This window comes from Rhizobium sp. Leaf311 (assembly GCF_001423445.1).
Classification (GTDB): Bacteria; Pseudomonadota; Alphaproteobacteria; order Rhizobiales; family Rhizobiaceae; genus Agrobacterium.
On record NZ_LMNZ01000008.1, the window covers coordinates 107214 to 123166 of the forward strand.

Below are 15953 nucleotides of genomic sequence, written 5' to 3' on the forward strand. Positions count from 1 at the left end.
TATTCTGGGATGCTGTGGCGAAAATGCACGTGCGCAAATCGCACTCGATCTTCCAAATGGTTTGAACCTATTAAACCGCCTCGCTTCTGCCAGAGCCCCATCTCATGAGGGTAGCCAAAGGCGGTGAAGCGAGCACCCGTAAATATAACCAATAAGTTATATCTCCGCGCGTTTATTTCATTTTAAGAATGACACCCCCGGTGACAAACTCGCCATATTAGCATTACGTGCTACTGACCGGCGAGGGAGTCCGCCGACAAAGGGAGAGAAAAACATGAAGAAGCTGCTTTTGGCCGCTGCCGCCGCGCTCGTTTTTGGCACGGTTGCTCAGGCCGATACGATAAAGGTTGGTGTCGTCGGGCCATTCTCCGGTCCTTTTGCCCTGCAGGGCAAGAATTTCAAGGCGGGTATCGACGCCTACATGACGGCCAATGGCAACAAGGTTGGCAGCGACACGATCGAGATCATCTATCGCGACTTGCCGGCCGCCGACCCGGCGCAATCCAAGGCGCTGGCGCAAGAACTGGTCGTCAAGGAGAAGGTCCAGTATCTCGCAGGCTTCTATTTCACGCCCGACGCCATGGCCGTCACCCCTATCCTGAAACAGGCCAACACGCCGCTCATCGTCATGAATGCGGCGACATCCGCCATCGTTACGAAAAGCCCGCTGGTGGTTCGCACCTCGTTTACCACATGGCAGACGTCAACGCCCATCGCGAAGGTGGCCTATGACCGGGGGGTAAAGAAAGTCATTTCCGTCGTCAGCGACTATGGCCCGGGCGTCGATGCTGAAAATGCCTTTAAGGCGGGCTTCGAAAAAGCTGGCGGCGAAGTTGTCGAAGCGATCCGTATGCCGCTTTCGACGAATGATTTCAGCCCAATCATGCAACGGATCAAGGATTCCGGCGCTCAGGGCGTCTTCGCTTTTCTTCCATCGGGCCCAACCACACTTGGTTTTGTGAAAGCCTACAATGAAAACGGCCTGAAGAACGCAGGGATTCAGGTCTTTGCACCTGGCGACCTGACACAGGAATCCGACCTTCCAGCCCTTGGCGATGCCGCACTGGGAATGCTGACCAGCTTCCATTACGCGGTTTCGCACGAATCGGCTGAAAACAAGGCCTTTGTAGAGGCTGCGAGCAAAGCAATCGGCAACCCAGCTGAACTGACCTTTCCGGCAGTGGGCGCCTATGATGGGATGCATGTCATCTACAAGATGATCGAAGCCACGGGCGGCAAGCAGGATGCCGAGAAGGCAGTCGAAGCTGTGAAGGGTCTGTCCTGGACAAGCCCACGCGGACCCGTTTCCATCGATCCGGAAAGCCGTCACATCACGCAGAACATCTATCTGCGCGAGGTTGCCAAAGATCCAGCTGGCAAGTTCTACAACAAGGAAATTCAGACTTTCGAGAAGCAGGGCGATCCGGGTCTCGCAGCAGCAAAATAACGGAGCATTTGCTCGTCTCAACCGCCTGAAGCACGGCAGGATTCAGGCGGCTCCTCCATCTAAATATCTTTAAAGCATTGGTTCAACTCATGCAGACTGTCTTCAGCATCGCGGTCGATGCCCTCGCCTACGGCATGGTGCTGTTCGTCATTTCGATCGGGCTTTCGGTAACCATGGGCCTGATGCGCGTGGTCAACCTGGCACATGGCGCATTTGCGATGATCGGTGGCTACATCGCCTCTTACGCCACGCGTGACCTGGGGCTTGGCTACGGCGTTGGCGTGTTGGCCGCTGTCGTGGGCACCATCATCATCGCGTTGCCGATAGAGCGATTTCTCTATCGCCGTATCTACGGAGCGCCCGAGCTGACGCATGTGCTGATGACGATTGGCATCACCTTCTGTGTCATCGGCATTGCCAACTACGCCATGGGTCCCACTCTCAAGACCATCCCCCTGCCTGCCGAATTGCAAGGCTCTGCCGACCTCGGGTTTCGGACTATTCCCATGCATCGGCTATTTGCGATCGCCTCGGGCATCGTGGTGGCGGTATGCCTGTGGTTCACCATCGAGAAAACAGGCTTTGGCGTAAAACTGCGTGCCTCTGTCGATAACGCCGCCATGGCGGCCGCCTTGGGCGTGCGGACTGAAATCATCTATGCACTCAGCTTCGCAGTCGCCGTTGGTCTTGCCGCATTTGGCGGCGTCGTCGGCGCTGAATTGCTGCCCGTAGAGCCATATTACGCGCTTCGCTATATGGTCACTTTTCTCGTCGTCGTTTCAGTCGGCGGCGCAGGCTCCATTCCCGGCGCACTGATTGCCTGTCTGGTGCTGGGTGGCATCGATACGACGGGACGCTATCTCATGCCCGAGTTTGGAGAATTTTTCTTCTACCTCGCCGTCATCGCGCTCATCTGCGTATTCCCGCGCGGTTTTGCTGGAAGGAAGAATTAGCATGAGCACAAGTCAATCAGTACAGCACCACGCGCCGTTGGCCGCGCCTCACCGCTCCGTCAGCAAGGATTTCGCCGGGGTTGCTGTCATTATCGCGATTGCCATTCTCGGATACTTCGTCTTTCCAGACAATCTCGCCTTGCTCACCCGCATCATCGGCATTGCCCTGCTGGTCCTGTCACTCGATCTAGTGACCGGTTACTGCGGTGTGGCGACGCTGGGGCACGCAGCGCTGTTCGGCTCAGGCGCTTACGCTGCCGGTATCGTATCTGCTCATTACGGTGTAACCGACCCCTTACTGATGGCGCTAGTGGGAATAATTGGAGGTGCCGTTGCCGGACTGGTGTGCGGCATCGTCATCCTGCGGGCGCACGGCCTGCCGCAACTGGTGCTGTCCATTGCCCTCATCCATCTCTTTCATGAATTTGCCAACAAGGCTTCATCCTGGACAGGAGGCAGCGACGGCCTGAGCGGCATTTCGGCAGACCCCGTGTTCGGCTATTTCGAGTTCGATCTCTACGGCCAGACGGCCTATGTTTTCGGAGTCTGTCTCTTGGTGCTCATCTTTATTCTGTTGCGCTTTCTGGTGCGCTCTCCATTCGGGATGCTCTGCCGTGGGATCAAGGAAGACCCCATTCGCATCAAAGCCATGGGTGCCTCGCCGAAAGCGGCCTTGATAAAGATGTATGTCATTTCAGGCGCAGTGGCAGGAGTGGGCGGAGCACTCAACGCAATCTCCACGCAGGTCGTCGGCCTGGACAGCCTTTCATTTACACTGTCTGCCGAAAGCCTCGTCATGTTGGTACTTGGTGGCACCGGATCACTGTTCGGCGCCCTCGCAGGCACCGTCATCTTCATGCTGTTTGAAGATTATGTTTCTGCCGCCAACCCGTTTCACTGGCTGACGATGGTGGGCGTTCTGCTCATTGCGGTCGTTCTGTTTGCACCGAGAGGCCTTTACGGTACCGCGGCCAATTTCTCCAAACAGCGCAGGGAGATACCGCGATGAGCCCGGCCTTCGAAGTCGTCAATCTCAAGAAATCCTTTGGCGGCCTTGCCGTCACCAATGACGTCTCGATCAGCATGGACCCCGGTGATCGCGTTGCCCTGATTGGCCCAAACGGCGCGGGCAAGACGACCTTCGTCAACCTTGTGACTGGCAATCTTTCGCCTGATTCCGGCGATGTTCGCATCGGTGGCGAAACGGTTACGCGCATTGACGCAGCCGGACGGGTCAAGCGCGGTCTCGTACGGTCGTTTCAGGTCACCCGCCTGTTTCAGGAGATGACACCCGCTGAGCATGTCGGCCTCGCCATTCTGCAACGCCAAGGCAGGTCGGGAAGTATGTTCGGCAATTTCCTGACGATGCCAGACATAATGACCGAGGTCGAGCAGATGCTGACCACGCTTGGATTGGAAGAACTGATGCATCGCCGCGTCAGCGAGATTGCCTACGGGCAGCAAAGGCTTCTGGAAATTGCTGTTGCTATGGCGCTCAAACCAAAGGTGCTGCTTCTCGATGAGCCTGCGGCAGGCGTTCCGCAAAGTGACACCGGCCGGATTGAAAAGGCGCTCGCCGACCTCCCGTCTGATCTCGCAGTGCTGATGATCGAGCACGACATGGATCTCGTCTTCCGCTTTGCAAAGCGGGTTATCGTGCTGGCGGCAGGCACCATCATCTTCGATGGCCTGCCTGTCGATGTTACCAAGGATCCGCGCGTGCGCGAAGCCTATCTGGGGAGCTATGCCAATGCCAGCCATGCCGCTTGAGGTGCAGAACCTGTCTGCCGGTTATGGCCCAACGCAGGTTCTCGACAAGGTTTCATTTTCAGTCGCAACTGGCGGCCGTCTGGCCGTACTTGGACGTAACGGCGTGGGCAAGACGACTTTGCTTGCCACCCTGGCAGGGCAGACCCGGCATTACGATGGAAGCATCCGCATCGGCACCAACGATGTGACCGGCCTGGCGAGTGCGGCACGGGCACATTCCGGACTGGGCTATGTTCCCCAGGCGCGGTGTATCTTTCCGACACTGACTGTGGAGGAGAACCTGTTGGTTGGACTGAAAAACCGGCCCAGGACCGCCATTGAAGAAGCCTTTCAGATGTTTCCGAGACTGAAGGAACGCCGCCGCAACTTCGGCAATCAACTGTCTGGCGGCGAGCAGCAAATGCTCTCAACTGCGCGAAGCATTCTGGGCCGCCCGGCCGTTCTTCTGCTCGACGAACCGCTTGAAGGGCTCGCTCCCGTGATCTGCGAAGAGCTTATGATTGCCTTTACAGAATTGGCAAAGACAGGTGACATGACAATTCTTCTCGTTGAGCAGCGCATCCAAAGCGCACTCGACTTCGCCGATCAAGTCATCATCCTCGAGCGCGGCCGCGTTGCCTGGAGCGGCACGCCGAAAGCCCTATCGAGCGACCATGACGTTGTCGACCGTCTGCTTGGCGTTGGCGGACTGCACTAGCTGAGTGGGTCATAACAGCGCTGCCAAACATGGGTTGAGGCTCAGGAATTTTCGTCACCATAAGGCGCTTTGAGGTTTCCGATCTTATGGCGGCAATCACCGTCGAGGCAAAGTCCGGCGCCAGAGTGTCTTGATGCAAACGGTTCAGTGTCCACGCAACGCAGCCGTTTTGGAAAGCTGGCCGCGCTCAGGATAAAAACGCAGTTGATTCTCTTGTTATGATGCTGGGAGGAAGCAGAATGGGCCCGTCGATTGATCGCTGCTCCAGCACTGCGCGCACGGCGATTTCCGCGATTTGCTGAACAGGCTGGCGGATTGTTGTCAAGCGAGGCAAAACAAGGGACGCGAGTGGTATATCATCAAAACCAACAATGGAGAGGTCTTCCGGCACGCGGATACCCATGTCCCGTGAACATCTGAGCAACCCGATTGCCTGTTGGTCGTTGGCGGTCGCGATTGCTGTCGGTCTCATCTCTTCCGGAACGGAGAGCAGACGCCTACCCATCTCTTCGCCGGATTTATAATCGAAATGGCCTTCTACCGACGTAAACTGAATCTCTCCGCCAAGCCGGGTTTGCGCCGAAACAATTTCATCGCGGAAACCTTGAAGTCGCTGAAGCGAAACCTCTGTGGTGCTTGGGCCAGCGATGTAGCCGATGCGTCGGTGGCCGAGTTCCAGCAGGTGTTCGGCAGCCAGACGTCCTCCCTCAACATTGTCCACCGATACGAGGGAATAGCCTGCAAGCGGGCGGTCGACGGTGACACAGGCCACACCTTTCGATAGGCGCTCACCTGCAAAACTGTTGCTGACGGGAGCAATTACAATTCCCGCTGGGACGCGCCCAAGCAGGCTCTGAACCTGGGTCTTTTCAGCTTCCGGGTCATCATGGGTATTGGCAAGCAACACAGAATAGCCTGCCGCTGATGCTAGGACTTCGAGATGTTTTGCGAGATCAGCAAAGAATGGATTGGTGATATCGGGAATCACCAGTGCGATGATATCGGATTTGTTCAGCCGCAGGCTGCGCCCAAGACTGCTAGGACTGTAGCCAAGTCGCGCGATCGACTCTTCAACGCGCTGCCTGATGCCTGCGTTGACGGTGGCGTTCTTTGATAGGACACGCGACACCGTGCCAATCGATACACCCGCATCACGTGCCACGTCTTTAACAGTCGGCTTCAAGCTTCACTCCTATGTACCGACATACCGCTGCAGCGGGTGAAGACTTTATCAATTAATTCCTTATGAAACGTTTCATATTGACGTGTCAAAAATTTGGCATTACCAAAATCCTACGTTGTCATAGAGCCTATGAAACGTTTCACCGATGGCTGGAGGGCTATCGGATCAACGGAGGAATGTTCATGAAAATTTTCACTATTGCATCAATTCTCGCACTTTCACTGACGACAGCCCTGCCCACAATCGCAGCGGCTGCAGACAAACCTGTGGTTGGTCTTGTCATGAAGTCACTGGCCAATGACTTTTTTAAGAACATGCTTGAGGGCGCTGAAGCACATGCCAAGAAGCGCGGCGATTATGAACTCAAAGCGATCGGAATGCAGAACGAGACAGATTTCGAAAGTCAGGTAAACGGCGTCGAAAACTTTATCACCCAAGGTGTCGATGCCATCGTTATTGCTCCTGCCGACTCTCGCGCAATGGTCGCTCCTCTGAAGCGCGCTATGGATGCCGGTATCACCGTCGTAAACTTTGACGTCGCTCTGGACGAACAGGCTAAGAAGGATGCCGGTGTGAACCTCGCATTTGTCGGTCCTGACAACCGCGCCGGCGCCAAGATGGTCGGCGATGCGCTTGCTAAGGATCTTGGCGAGGGCGCAAAGGTCGTCATCATCGAAGGAAACCCTGGTGCGGACAACGCAGCCCAGCGCAAGCTAGGTTTCGACGATGCCATTGCAGCTGGCAAGCTGAAGCTTCTGGATTCGCGCACAGCCCACTGGGAAACCGAAGAAGCCAATTCGATCTTCTCGAACATGCTGACTGCACACCCTGATATTCAGGGCGTTCTCGCTGCCAATGACTCCATGGCAATCGGCGTCATCAAGGCTCTGGATGCTGCTGGCCGCAAGGACATCAAGGTCGTCGGTTTCGACAACGTTCCGGCTGTTGCTCCTCTCTTGAAGGATGGCAAGCTGCTCGGCACAGTCGATCAGTTCGGCTCGCAGATGGCGGCGAACGCCATTGACAAGGCACTTTCCGTCGTCGCCGGTGGACCGAAGCTTGAAGGCTGGATCAAGACCGACATCGAATTGGTTACAAAAGCCAACGTGAAGTAACACACCCCCATACACCGCCGCGCCGGACACACCCGGTGCGGCAATTTCCGGAGGGTCTTCTGTGACAATCTCACAATCCGGCGTGACTTTGCTCGCCTCACAAGAGGGTGCAGAGCAAAAGCCAATGCTTGAACTGCACGATATAAAAAAAAGCTTCGGCGGCACCATTGCGCTTAATGGCGTGAACCTTTCGGTCAACGCCGCAGAAGTCCATGGCCTCATTGGCGAAAATGGCGCGGGTAAGTCCACGCTCATCAAGACTCTTTGCGGGATCGTGAAGCCCGACTCGGGCGCAATCAGGCTAGCGGGAGAGATCTATGCGCCGCAGACGCCAAGAGACGCGAAAGCCAACGGCTTGCAGGTCGTCCATCAGGAATTCAATCTGCTTCCTTTTCTTTCCGTGTCAGAGAATATTTTCATAGAACATTTGCCGCGCAACGCTTTCGGTGTGGTGAAGCGACGGGAAATGAATGAACGGGCGCGTGCCGCGCTAGATGCAATCGGGCTTAGCGATATCGACGTGCGCTGGCCTGTCGAACGGCTTGGCATCGCGCACCGCCAGTTGGTGGAGGTTGCCCGTGCTTTGATGACGGACAGCAGGGTTCTCATCCTGGATGAGCCGACCGCGACCCTGACGTCGCGAGAAACCGAGCGACTTTTCTCAATCATCGAAGGGCTACGCGTCCGTGGCGTTTCCATCATCTTCGTATCTCACCATCTCGATGAAATTTCCCGTATCTGTGACCGGGTGACTGTGCTCAGAAACGGAATGACGGTGTTTTCAAGTGCGATTGCCGATACCGACCAGAACGAGCTGGTCCGCAGTATGGTTGGAAAGCAATTGCAAAGAGAGATGGCGAGCGATGTCACATCCAGCGCCAAAAGCAATGTGGTCCTCTCCCTTGATAAATTCCGCCACGCCCAGTCTCCGCACGAGGATGGCATATCCTTCGACTTGCATCAGGGAGAGATTCTAGGGATTGCAGGCCTTGTAGGCTCCGGCCGAACGGAACTTCTGCGGGGTATCGCAGCCGCGGAATTGCCTATATCCGGGCAGCTCACCCGTGATGAGAGAGTTGTGGCGTTTCGCTCGCCGAAGGATGCGATCGAGGCAGGCATCGGCTTCGTTACGGAAGACAGAAAAGATCAGGGCCTGATTCTCTCCATGGCAATCAGCGCCAACGTAACGCTGGCTACGCTTGGTGAGGTGTCGAAATTCGGTCTGCTCGACAAAAATGCTGAGGTCGACGTAACACGTGAGCTGGGGTCAGATCTGCGCCTCAAATATGGTGGCCCCGCAGATAATGTTCTGACCTTGTCAGGCGGTAACCAGCAGAAGGTCGTTCTGGCTAAGTGGCTGGCACGCAGTCCTCGCGTGCTGCTTTTGGATGAACCGACCCGTGGCGTCGACGTTGGCGCCAAGGCGGAAATCTACGCCCTTATCCGCCGTCTCGCAGAAGATGGCCTGGCTCTTCTGGTCGTATCTTCCGAACTTCCCGAATTAATGACGCTATGCGACCGCATCCTCGTGATGTCTCAGCACCGCGTCGTCGGCGAAGTGGCGCGACCGGAATTTTCCGAAGAAAAAATATTGACTTACGCCTATCAGGGCGAACGGCGAAAGGCGGAGCATTGAAAATGGACGCAGCTGGAAACACGCCCTCTGCAGGGAACAAAGAGAAGCCCATGGGGAAATTTTCAATGAAGCTTGTGCTGCGAGACGCCGGGATCGGCATAGCCCTGCTTGTCCTGATCGCTATCTTTTCGTTCAGCACGCAGCATTTTCTCAGTCCCAATAACATTTCGAATATTCTCACCCAGATAACCATCAATCTGATCCTCGCCATCGGCATGACCTTTGTTATCCTGATCGGCGGCATAGATCTGTCTGTTGGCTCCATGCTCGCTTTGTGCGCGGTGGTTGGCGGAACTGTTCTGACAATTCCAGAGCTCGACGTCTGGCAAGCCGTGGGCCTCGCCACGCTTGCAGCCATGGGCACCGGTGTCGTCTGCGGCTTCATGAATGGCTGGATCAGTGCCTTCTGGGGGCTTCCGTCCTTCATCGTGACCTTGGGCATGCTCAACATTGCCCGTGGCGCAGCACTGGAAGTGACGGACGCACGCACGATCTATTCGTTCCCGCAGGCATTTAACGCCTTTGGGTCGAAGATGTTTTACGGCGTTCCTGTTGTTTTTCTGATCGCGCTCGCTTTGGTCGTCGTTGCTTGGTTCGTCCTATCAAAAACCGTTTTCGGCAGACTTCTCTACGGGATCGGCAACAATGAAGAGGCTGTGCGCCTCGCCGGCCATTCGCTCATGGTCTACAAGGTTGCAGCCTTTACGATTGCCGGTGCGCTGGTCGGTATCGCTTCGATGGTCTATATGGCGCGCCTGAATATCGCCAGCCCGATCATCGGCATCGGCTTTGAGTTGAATGCCATTGCCGCAGTCATTATAGGCGGAACGAGCCTGAGCGGAGGCAGAGGAACGGTCATCGGCACCTTGCTCGGGGCAGCGATTATTGGCGTCCTTGCAAACGGTCTCATCCTGTTTGGCCTAAGCGATTTCATGCGGCAGATGATTACCGGCGTCGTTATCATCCTCGCTGTCATTATCGATAAATACCGCGAACGTATCACTGCCATGTAACTCAAACTTCAAACGGTGAGCCGGATATAGAGGGCATACCGTTTCAGTCTGCGCAGCCGCAAGATGTCGCGGTCGCGCAGAGCCCCCCCCCCGAAACTTGCAGTTTCATTCGGCATTCGTTGATCAATCTTGCCTTGGGTGATAACTGATTGGGTCACGCAACGAAACAGCAGCCAGAGTTTCCCCATGATGAGCGAAGACCAGCAGGTTTCAGGCAGACAGATTGCGGCGGCACGGGTGCTTCTTGGCATGGAGCAGGCAACGCTTGCCGCGTCGTCACAGGTTCCTGTCGAAGCCGTCATGGACATTGAAGATTTACGCCAGGGTGGGCATGAACATCTGCGGGCTGTAATCAGTTTTTTGCAGTCTTCTGGCATTTCCTTCATTGACGACAACAAGACGTCTGCGGCTGGTGGGCCAGGCGTAAGGCTGTTGAAGTCACCAGACGAATTCGATACCGATCAGTCTCAGACTGTTCAATATCCCGAACATTTGGCGCCGGATGCGCCGACAGGTGCAGGTGGCTGACGCCGAAGAAACAAAAGATCGAGCACTCGGAATTTTCAGGCGAGTTCGAAGATGACGGCGTTACCGTGCTTGTCGATATCTTCCGGCCTGCCGGGACCCAGCAGGATTGGCAGATGGAGGTCGTCAGCGAGGAAGACGACGTGACCTCATGGGACGAACCTTTTGCGACCGACAAGAACGCATGGGAAGAATTTCTCGCCACTGTCGAAAAGGACGGGATCCGCACCTTCCTCGAGGGCGAGGAACCGGCGGTTCACTGAAGCGCTACGCGATTGCTTTTAACAAAATGAGGCCAGACGGGACATCCTGTCTGGCCTCATTGTTATTTGTCGATTTTCCGCCTTCGCGACCTCAGTCGATCTTGGCCAGAAGCTCCGAGACCGACTTTTTGGCATCGCCGTAGAACATGCGCGTATTGTCCTTGTAGAACAGCGGATTCTCGATGCCGGAATAGCCTGTACCCTGCCCTCTCTTGGACACGAAGACCTGACGCGCCTTCCACACCTCAAGCACGGGCATTCCGGCGATGGGTGAGTTGGGGTCTTCCTGAGCCGCCGGATTTACGATGTCGTTCGATCCAATAACGATCACAACGTCGGTTTCCGGGAAGTCCTCGTTGATTTCATCCATTTCGAGAACGATGTCGTAGGGCACACGGGCTTCTGCCAAGAGAACATTCATGTGACCGGGAAGACGCCCTGCGACCGGATGGATGGCAAAGCGGACGTTCTTGTTGGCTGCGCGCAGCTTGCGTGTCAGCTCCGAAACAGCCTGCTGGGCCTGCGCAACGGCCATGCCATAACCCGGCACGATGATGATGCTGTCAGCATCATTGAGCGCAGCCGCAACGCCATCGGCATCAATAGACAGCTGTTCACCGGAAATCTCCATGGCAGGGCCTGTCGTGCCACCGAAACCGCCAAGAATGACAGAGATGAAGGAGCGGTTCATGGCCTTGCACATGATGTAAGACAGGATCGCACCAGACGAACCAACCAGCGCGCCGGTGACGATCAGCAGGTCATTACCGAGCGTAAAGCCGATCGCGGCAGCTGCCCATCCCGAATAGGAATTGAGCATGGATACGACCACAGGCATGTCCGCGCCGCCAATACCCATGATGAGATGGTAGCCAATGAAGAAGGCGAGCAGCGTCATCAGGATGAGCGTCCACGCGCCCGCGCCGTTCAGATACATGAGCATCAGGATCAGCGACAGGATCAAGGCGCCTGCATTGAGAAAGTGCCCGCCAGGCAGCTTCTTCGCCTTGCCGTCCAGCCGCCCGGCAAGTTTGCCGAATGCGACCACGGAGCCGGTGAAAGTGACGGCACCGATGAAGACACCGAGGAAGACCTCGACCTTCATGATGGCGAGTTCGACAGGTGTCTTGTGGGCAAGAATGCCTGCGAAGCCAACAAGGCCCGAGCGCTCGATGGCATCCATTCCGGCAAAGCGCCATGCTTCGATATGCGCGTTAAAGCCGATAAACACGGCTGCGAGGCCGACGAAGGAATGGAGCGCAGCGACAAGCTGCGGCATTTCCGTCATCTGCACGCGACGCGCCAGATAGGTCCCGAGAGCCGCGCCAGCTGCAATCATCAGGATGATGATAAACAGGTTTTCGACGCCGGGGCCAAAGATGGTGGCGATGACCACGAGCGCCATGCCGACAATGCCATACCAGATGGCGCGGCGCGCGCTTTCCTGACCGGAAAGACCGCCAAGTGAAAGAATGAAAAGGACAGCCGCAGAGATATAGGCCGCCGAAACGATACCAGTTGTCATGATGATGCTCCCCCTAAAATGCTCAAGACTTCTGGAACATGGCGAGCATACGCCGTGTCACGAGGAAGCCACCGACGATGTTGATCGTCGCGACAAGCACCGAGAGTGCTGCAAGGATCACCACAAGCCAATTTCCCGATCCGACCTGAAGGAGCGCACCAAGGATGACGATTCCAGAGATGGCATTCGTTACCGCCATCAAGGGCGTGTGCAGCGAATGCGAAACATTCCAGATGACCTGGAAACCGATGAAGCAGGACAGGACGAACACGACGAAGTGGCTCATAAAGCTTGCAGGTGCAACAGCACCGACCAGCAGCAGCAAGCCCGTGCCCACGGCAAGCAATATGCCCTGATTGCGCGATTGCGTCTTGAAAGCAGCAAGTTCCTGAGCGCGTTTTTCCTCGGGCGTTGGCTCCTTGGCCTTTGCCTTCGGTTTTGCGGCGGCGATGGCCTGCACCTTCGGAGGCGGTGGCGGGAAGGTTATGTCTCCAGCATAGGCAATCGTCGCGCCCCGGATAACATCATCCTCCATATTGTGGACGATCTGCCCATCCTTCGCTGGCGTCAGATCGGCAATCATATGGCGGATATTGGTGGAGTAGAGCGTCGATGCCTGCGATGCCATACGGCTTGGAAAGTCGGTGTAACCAATGACGATAACACCATTGTCCGAAACAATCCGCTGATCGGCAACCGTCAGGTCGCAATTGCCACCGCGTTCTGCGGCCAGATCGATAATGACCGAACCGGGCTTCATCATAGTGACCATATCGGCAAGCCAGAGCTTCGGCGCATCGCGACCGGGTATCAGGGCCGTAGTGATGACAATGTCGATCTGCGGGGCAAGCTCACGAAACCGCGCCAATTGCTTCTCGCGAAACTCCGGTGAAGATGGGGCGGCATAACCTCCCGTCGCAGCGCCGTCCTGGTGCTGGTCGCTGAAATCGAGATAGACGAATTCGGCGCCCATGCTCTCGATCTGCTCGGCGACTTCCGGGCGCACGTCGAACGCGTAGGTGATCGCTCCAAGGGACGTGGCAGTACCGATTGCGGCAAGACCAGCAACGCCCGCGCCGATGACCAGCACTTTTGCCGGAGGCACCTTTCCCGCTGCCGTAACCTGACCCGTAAAGAAGCGGCCAAAATTGTTGCCAGCCTCTATGACCGCGCGGTAACCGGCAATGTTGGCCATGGAAGACAGAGCGTCCATTTTCTGCGCACGCGAAATGCGCGGCACCATATCCATGGCGATGACATTGGCGCCGGTGCTCTTCGCCGCTTCAAGGAGTTCCTTGTTCTGGGCTGGATAAAAGAACGATATCAGCGTCTTGGAAGCATCCAGCCGGTCGAGCTCCTCGGCCTCCGGCGGGCGGACCTTTGCAATGATGTCAGCTTCTGCGAATAATTTCTCGGCAGTTTCAACGATGGTTACCCCAGCGTTTCTGAAGGCGTCGTCGGAAAAGCCCGCACTGATACCCGCGCCGGATTCGACCAGACACTGGTGACCCAGTTTCTGCAACTGCAGGGCACTGTCAGGCGTCAATGCGCACCGGGCTTCTCCCGGATATTGTTCTTTCGGTGATCCAATTTTCATTTCTAAACCTTGGTAAAATGCCACTCAAAAAGACGCACGAAGAAGAGCGGCCCAGACAATACTGATGCCGCAATCAATCTTGTCTTTCCGAAATCGTCAACCACACCTTGCCGTCACATTGGCAGTGTCGCTACGTTATTTGACACCATTTGAGAGGAATGCCTGCAACTCCGCTGTCTGTGGATTTTCGAACAGCTCTTTGGAAGGTCCCATTTCCCAGATCTTGCCGTGATGCATGAAGACGGTGACATTCGCCACGCTGCGGGCAAAGCTCATTTCATGGGTAACGAGCAACATCGTCATCCCTTCTCTCGCGAGCTGTTCCATGACCAGAAGAACTTCTCCCGTCAATTCCGGATCGAGAGCGGAGGTCACTTCATCGAACAACATGACTTTCGGCCGCATGGCCAGCGAGCGCGCTATGGCGACACGCTGCTGTTGCCCGCCAGACAGCATATCGGGAAAAGCGTCGAACTTTTCGGCCAGACCGACCTGGGCCAGCACCTTGCGCGCCAGCGCCTCGGCCTCAGCATGAGACACGCCCTGCGTTATCCGCGGCGAAAGCATGATGTTCTGCCCAACATTGAGGTGCGGGAACAGATTATAGCTCTGGAAAACGATACCGACATCCTTGCGCAATTCCTGCAGCTTCGCCGGATTTTGCTCGACCCGATGGCCAGCGACCGTAATCGCTCCCGACTGGAATTGCTCCAGACCGTTGATACAGCGAAGCATGGTGCTCTTACCTGAACCGCTTCGCCCGATGATGGCGACCACCTGCCCTGCTTCGACGGTAAGAGAAACACCTTTCAGGACTTCGAGCGCGCCATAGCGCTTATGGACTTGGTCAATGGCTACGACCGACATGGAGAACCCTTTCAAGATGGCGACTTAGACGCGACAGCGGAAAGCAGATTGCGAAATAGAGGATGGCAACGACGAGAAAGACCTGGAACGGCTTGAAGGTCGCGTTGTTGACGAGCTGTCCGGCGCGAGAGAGTTCAACGAAACCGACGACGGAGACGATCGAAGTATTCTTCACGAGCTGAACGAGGAAACCGACCGTCGGCGGCAGCGAAATGCGCAGGGCCTGCGGCAGGATGATGTATCGGTACTGCTGGAATCTCGACAGTGCCAGTGAGGCGGAGGCCTCCCATTGCTGCGAAGGAACCGCCTGGATCGATCCACGCCAGATTTCAGCCAGATAGGCAGATACGTATATAGACAGCGAAATCGACGCTGCGAACAAAGGTGGGATTTCGACACCAAACAGTGTCAGCCCGTAATAGGACATGAACAGGATCATGAGCACCGGAATGGACTGAATGACGGTGATGTAACCCGCCGCTATGGTCCGCAAGACGGAGCTGCGGGCAAGGCGCATGATGGCAAATATTCCGCCTGCGATGGTACCGAAACCGAACGCGATGGCCGTAAGCACAATGGACCAACCGGCGGAGCGCACCAGGAACATAAATTCTGGCCAACCAAATGTAGACATCAGGCAACCCCTCCTTCAACGGCCAAGGGCGCGGTGACGACTGTCCTTCGGTTGAAGAGACGATAGCCGATCCAGAACAGGACAAGCTTCAAGACGAGTGCCATGCACAGATACAAGATCGTGACCACGATGTAGGTTTCGAAGCTTCTGAACGTCCGCTGCTCGATGATCGAGGCGGCGCCGGAAAGTTCGGGAACTGAGATGAATGAGCAGATACTGGAGGCCAGAAGCATGAGAACGAACTGGCTGGACAGTGCAGGCCAGACCTTGGAAATCGATGGCTTCAGCACGACATAACGGAAGACCTGCAAGCGGCTGAGTGCCAGCGAAAGACCCGCCTCGATCTGCGAACGGTGGATGGATTCGACGCCCGCTCGAATGATCTCCGTCGCATAGGCCGACAGATTGAGCGTCATGGCCAGCAGCGCGGCCTGCGTGCCGGACATGCGCAGCCCAAGCAGCGGCAAGCCGAAGAAGATCATGAAAAGCTGGACAAGAAACGGCGTGTTGCGAAGCAACTCCACATAGGAGTCCACCCCGAAGCGCACCGCACCATTGCCCAGATGCCGCAGTCCGACAAGCAGGATTGCAACACAGGTACCAAGCGCAATAGCCGTGGCGGAAAGACCAATGGTCAAGGCAATGCCACGCATGATGAGATCGGATTCCGCAAAGACGGATTCGAAATGCAGTGAGAAATTCATGAAATTACTTCCTCCCGGTAATCC

16 protein-coding genes are annotated in these 15953 nt (G+C 56.1%); 10 read left to right on the forward strand and 6 right to left on the reverse strand.

Going from position 1 to position 15953, the window contains the following annotated elements; translation table 11 throughout:
- The first annotated feature begins 274 nt into the window (after nucleotides 1-274).
- The 5 genes from ASF69_RS12445 (at nucleotide 275) to ASF69_RS12465 (ending at nucleotide 4867) form a co-directional block, all read left to right on the forward strand.
- Nucleotides 275-1447, forward strand: a complete 1173-nt coding sequence (locus ASF69_RS12445) for an ABC transporter substrate-binding protein (protein WP_062587924.1) — start codon at nucleotides 275-277, stop codon at nucleotides 1445-1447.
- A gap of 89 nt (nucleotides 1448-1536) precedes the next feature.
- The gene (locus tag ASF69_RS12450) at nucleotides 1537-2400 is read left to right on the forward strand and encodes a branched-chain amino acid ABC transporter permease (protein ID WP_062587926.1); all 864 of its coding nucleotides are present in this window, start codon (nucleotides 1537-1539) and stop codon (nucleotides 2398-2400) included.
- A 1-nt stretch (nucleotide 2401) separates the two neighbouring features.
- The gene (locus ASF69_RS12455; protein WP_062587928.1) at nucleotides 2402-3409 is read left to right on the forward strand and encodes a branched-chain amino acid ABC transporter permease; all 1008 of its coding nucleotides are present in this window, start codon (nucleotides 2402-2404) and stop codon (nucleotides 3407-3409) included.
- Nucleotides 3406-4170, forward strand: coding sequence for an ABC transporter ATP-binding protein (locus ASF69_RS12460; RefSeq protein WP_062587930.1), 765 nt, complete (start codon nucleotides 3406-3408; stop codon nucleotides 4168-4170). Before ASF69_RS12455 ends, ASF69_RS12460 begins: the two co-directional genes overlap by 4 nt.
- Nucleotides 4151-4867, forward strand: coding sequence for an ABC transporter ATP-binding protein (locus ASF69_RS12465; protein ID WP_062587932.1), 717 nt, complete (start codon nucleotides 4151-4153; stop codon nucleotides 4865-4867). Before ASF69_RS12460 ends, ASF69_RS12465 begins: the two co-directional genes overlap by 20 nt.
- Before the next feature lie 187 nt (nucleotides 4868-5054).
- On the opposite strand, the gene ASF69_RS12470 is transcribed toward ASF69_RS12465, so the two are convergent.
- Nucleotides 5055-6050 carry a LacI family DNA-binding transcriptional regulator gene (locus ASF69_RS12470; RefSeq protein ID WP_062587933.1) on the reverse strand — a complete coding sequence of 332 codons (996 nt, stop codon included), beginning with the start codon at nucleotides 6048-6050 and terminating at the stop codon, nucleotides 5055-5057.
- Nucleotides 6051-6232: 182 nt separating this feature from the next.
- On the opposite strand from ASF69_RS12470, the gene ASF69_RS12475 reads away from it, so the two are divergent.
- From ASF69_RS12475 to ASF69_RS12500, 5 genes are all read left to right on the forward strand, one after another.
- Nucleotides 6233-7165, forward strand: coding sequence for a sugar ABC transporter substrate-binding protein (locus ASF69_RS12475; protein WP_062588397.1), 933 nt, complete (start codon nucleotides 6233-6235; stop codon nucleotides 7163-7165).
- 124 nt (nucleotides 7166-7289) lie between these two features.
- Nucleotides 7290-8801, forward strand: coding sequence for a sugar ABC transporter ATP-binding protein (locus tag ASF69_RS12480; RefSeq protein WP_062587935.1), 1512 nt, complete (start codon nucleotides 7290-7292; stop codon nucleotides 8799-8801).
- Between the two features lie 50 nt (nucleotides 8802-8851).
- On the forward strand, nucleotides 8852-9814 hold the full coding sequence (locus ASF69_RS12485) for an ABC transporter permease (protein WP_062588399.1): 963 nt from the start codon (nucleotides 8852-8854) through the stop codon (nucleotides 9812-9814).
- Nucleotides 9815-10000: 186 nt separating this feature from the next.
- Nucleotides 10001-10342, forward strand: coding sequence for a hypothetical protein (locus tag ASF69_RS12495; protein WP_062587938.1), 342 nt, complete (start codon nucleotides 10001-10003; stop codon nucleotides 10340-10342).
- The gene (locus ASF69_RS12500; protein WP_062587940.1) at nucleotides 10339-10602 is read left to right on the forward strand and encodes a hypothetical protein; all 264 of its coding nucleotides are present in this window, start codon (nucleotides 10339-10341) and stop codon (nucleotides 10600-10602) included. Before ASF69_RS12495 ends, ASF69_RS12500 begins: the two co-directional genes overlap by 4 nt.
- 91 nt (nucleotides 10603-10693) lie before the next feature.
- Here ASF69_RS12500 and ASF69_RS12505 read toward each other — a convergent pair whose 3' ends face one another.
- The 5 genes from ASF69_RS12505 to ASF69_RS12525 all read right to left on the reverse strand — a co-directional run bounded on the left by ASF69_RS12505 (nucleotide 10694) and on the right by ASF69_RS12525 (nucleotide 15929).
- Nucleotides 10694-12127, reverse strand: coding sequence for an NAD(P)(+) transhydrogenase (Re/Si-specific) subunit beta (locus ASF69_RS12505; RefSeq protein ID WP_062587942.1), 1434 nt, complete (start codon nucleotides 12125-12127; stop codon nucleotides 10694-10696).
- Nucleotides 12128-12149: 22 nt separating this feature from the next.
- Nucleotides 12150-13724: a Re/Si-specific NAD(P)(+) transhydrogenase subunit alpha gene (locus tag ASF69_RS12510; protein ID WP_062587944.1), complete on the reverse strand. Its 1575-nt coding sequence runs from the start codon at nucleotides 13722-13724 to the stop codon at nucleotides 12150-12152.
- Nucleotides 13725-13859: 135 nt separating this feature from the next.
- The gene (locus ASF69_RS12515; protein ID WP_062587946.1) at nucleotides 13860-14591 is read right to left on the reverse strand and encodes an amino acid ABC transporter ATP-binding protein; all 732 of its coding nucleotides are present in this window, start codon (nucleotides 14589-14591) and stop codon (nucleotides 13860-13862) included.
- On the reverse strand, nucleotides 14572-15225 hold the full coding sequence (locus tag ASF69_RS12520; RefSeq protein WP_062587948.1) for an amino acid ABC transporter permease: 654 nt from the start codon (nucleotides 15223-15225) through the stop codon (nucleotides 14572-14574). Before ASF69_RS12520 ends, ASF69_RS12515 begins: the two co-directional genes overlap by 20 nt.
- Nucleotides 15225-15929 carry an amino acid ABC transporter permease gene (locus ASF69_RS12525; protein WP_062587950.1) on the reverse strand — a complete coding sequence of 235 codons (705 nt, stop codon included), beginning with the start codon at nucleotides 15927-15929 and terminating at the stop codon, nucleotides 15225-15227. Before ASF69_RS12525 ends, ASF69_RS12520 begins: the two co-directional genes overlap by 1 nt.
- Nucleotides 15930-15953 lie beyond the last annotated feature (24 nt).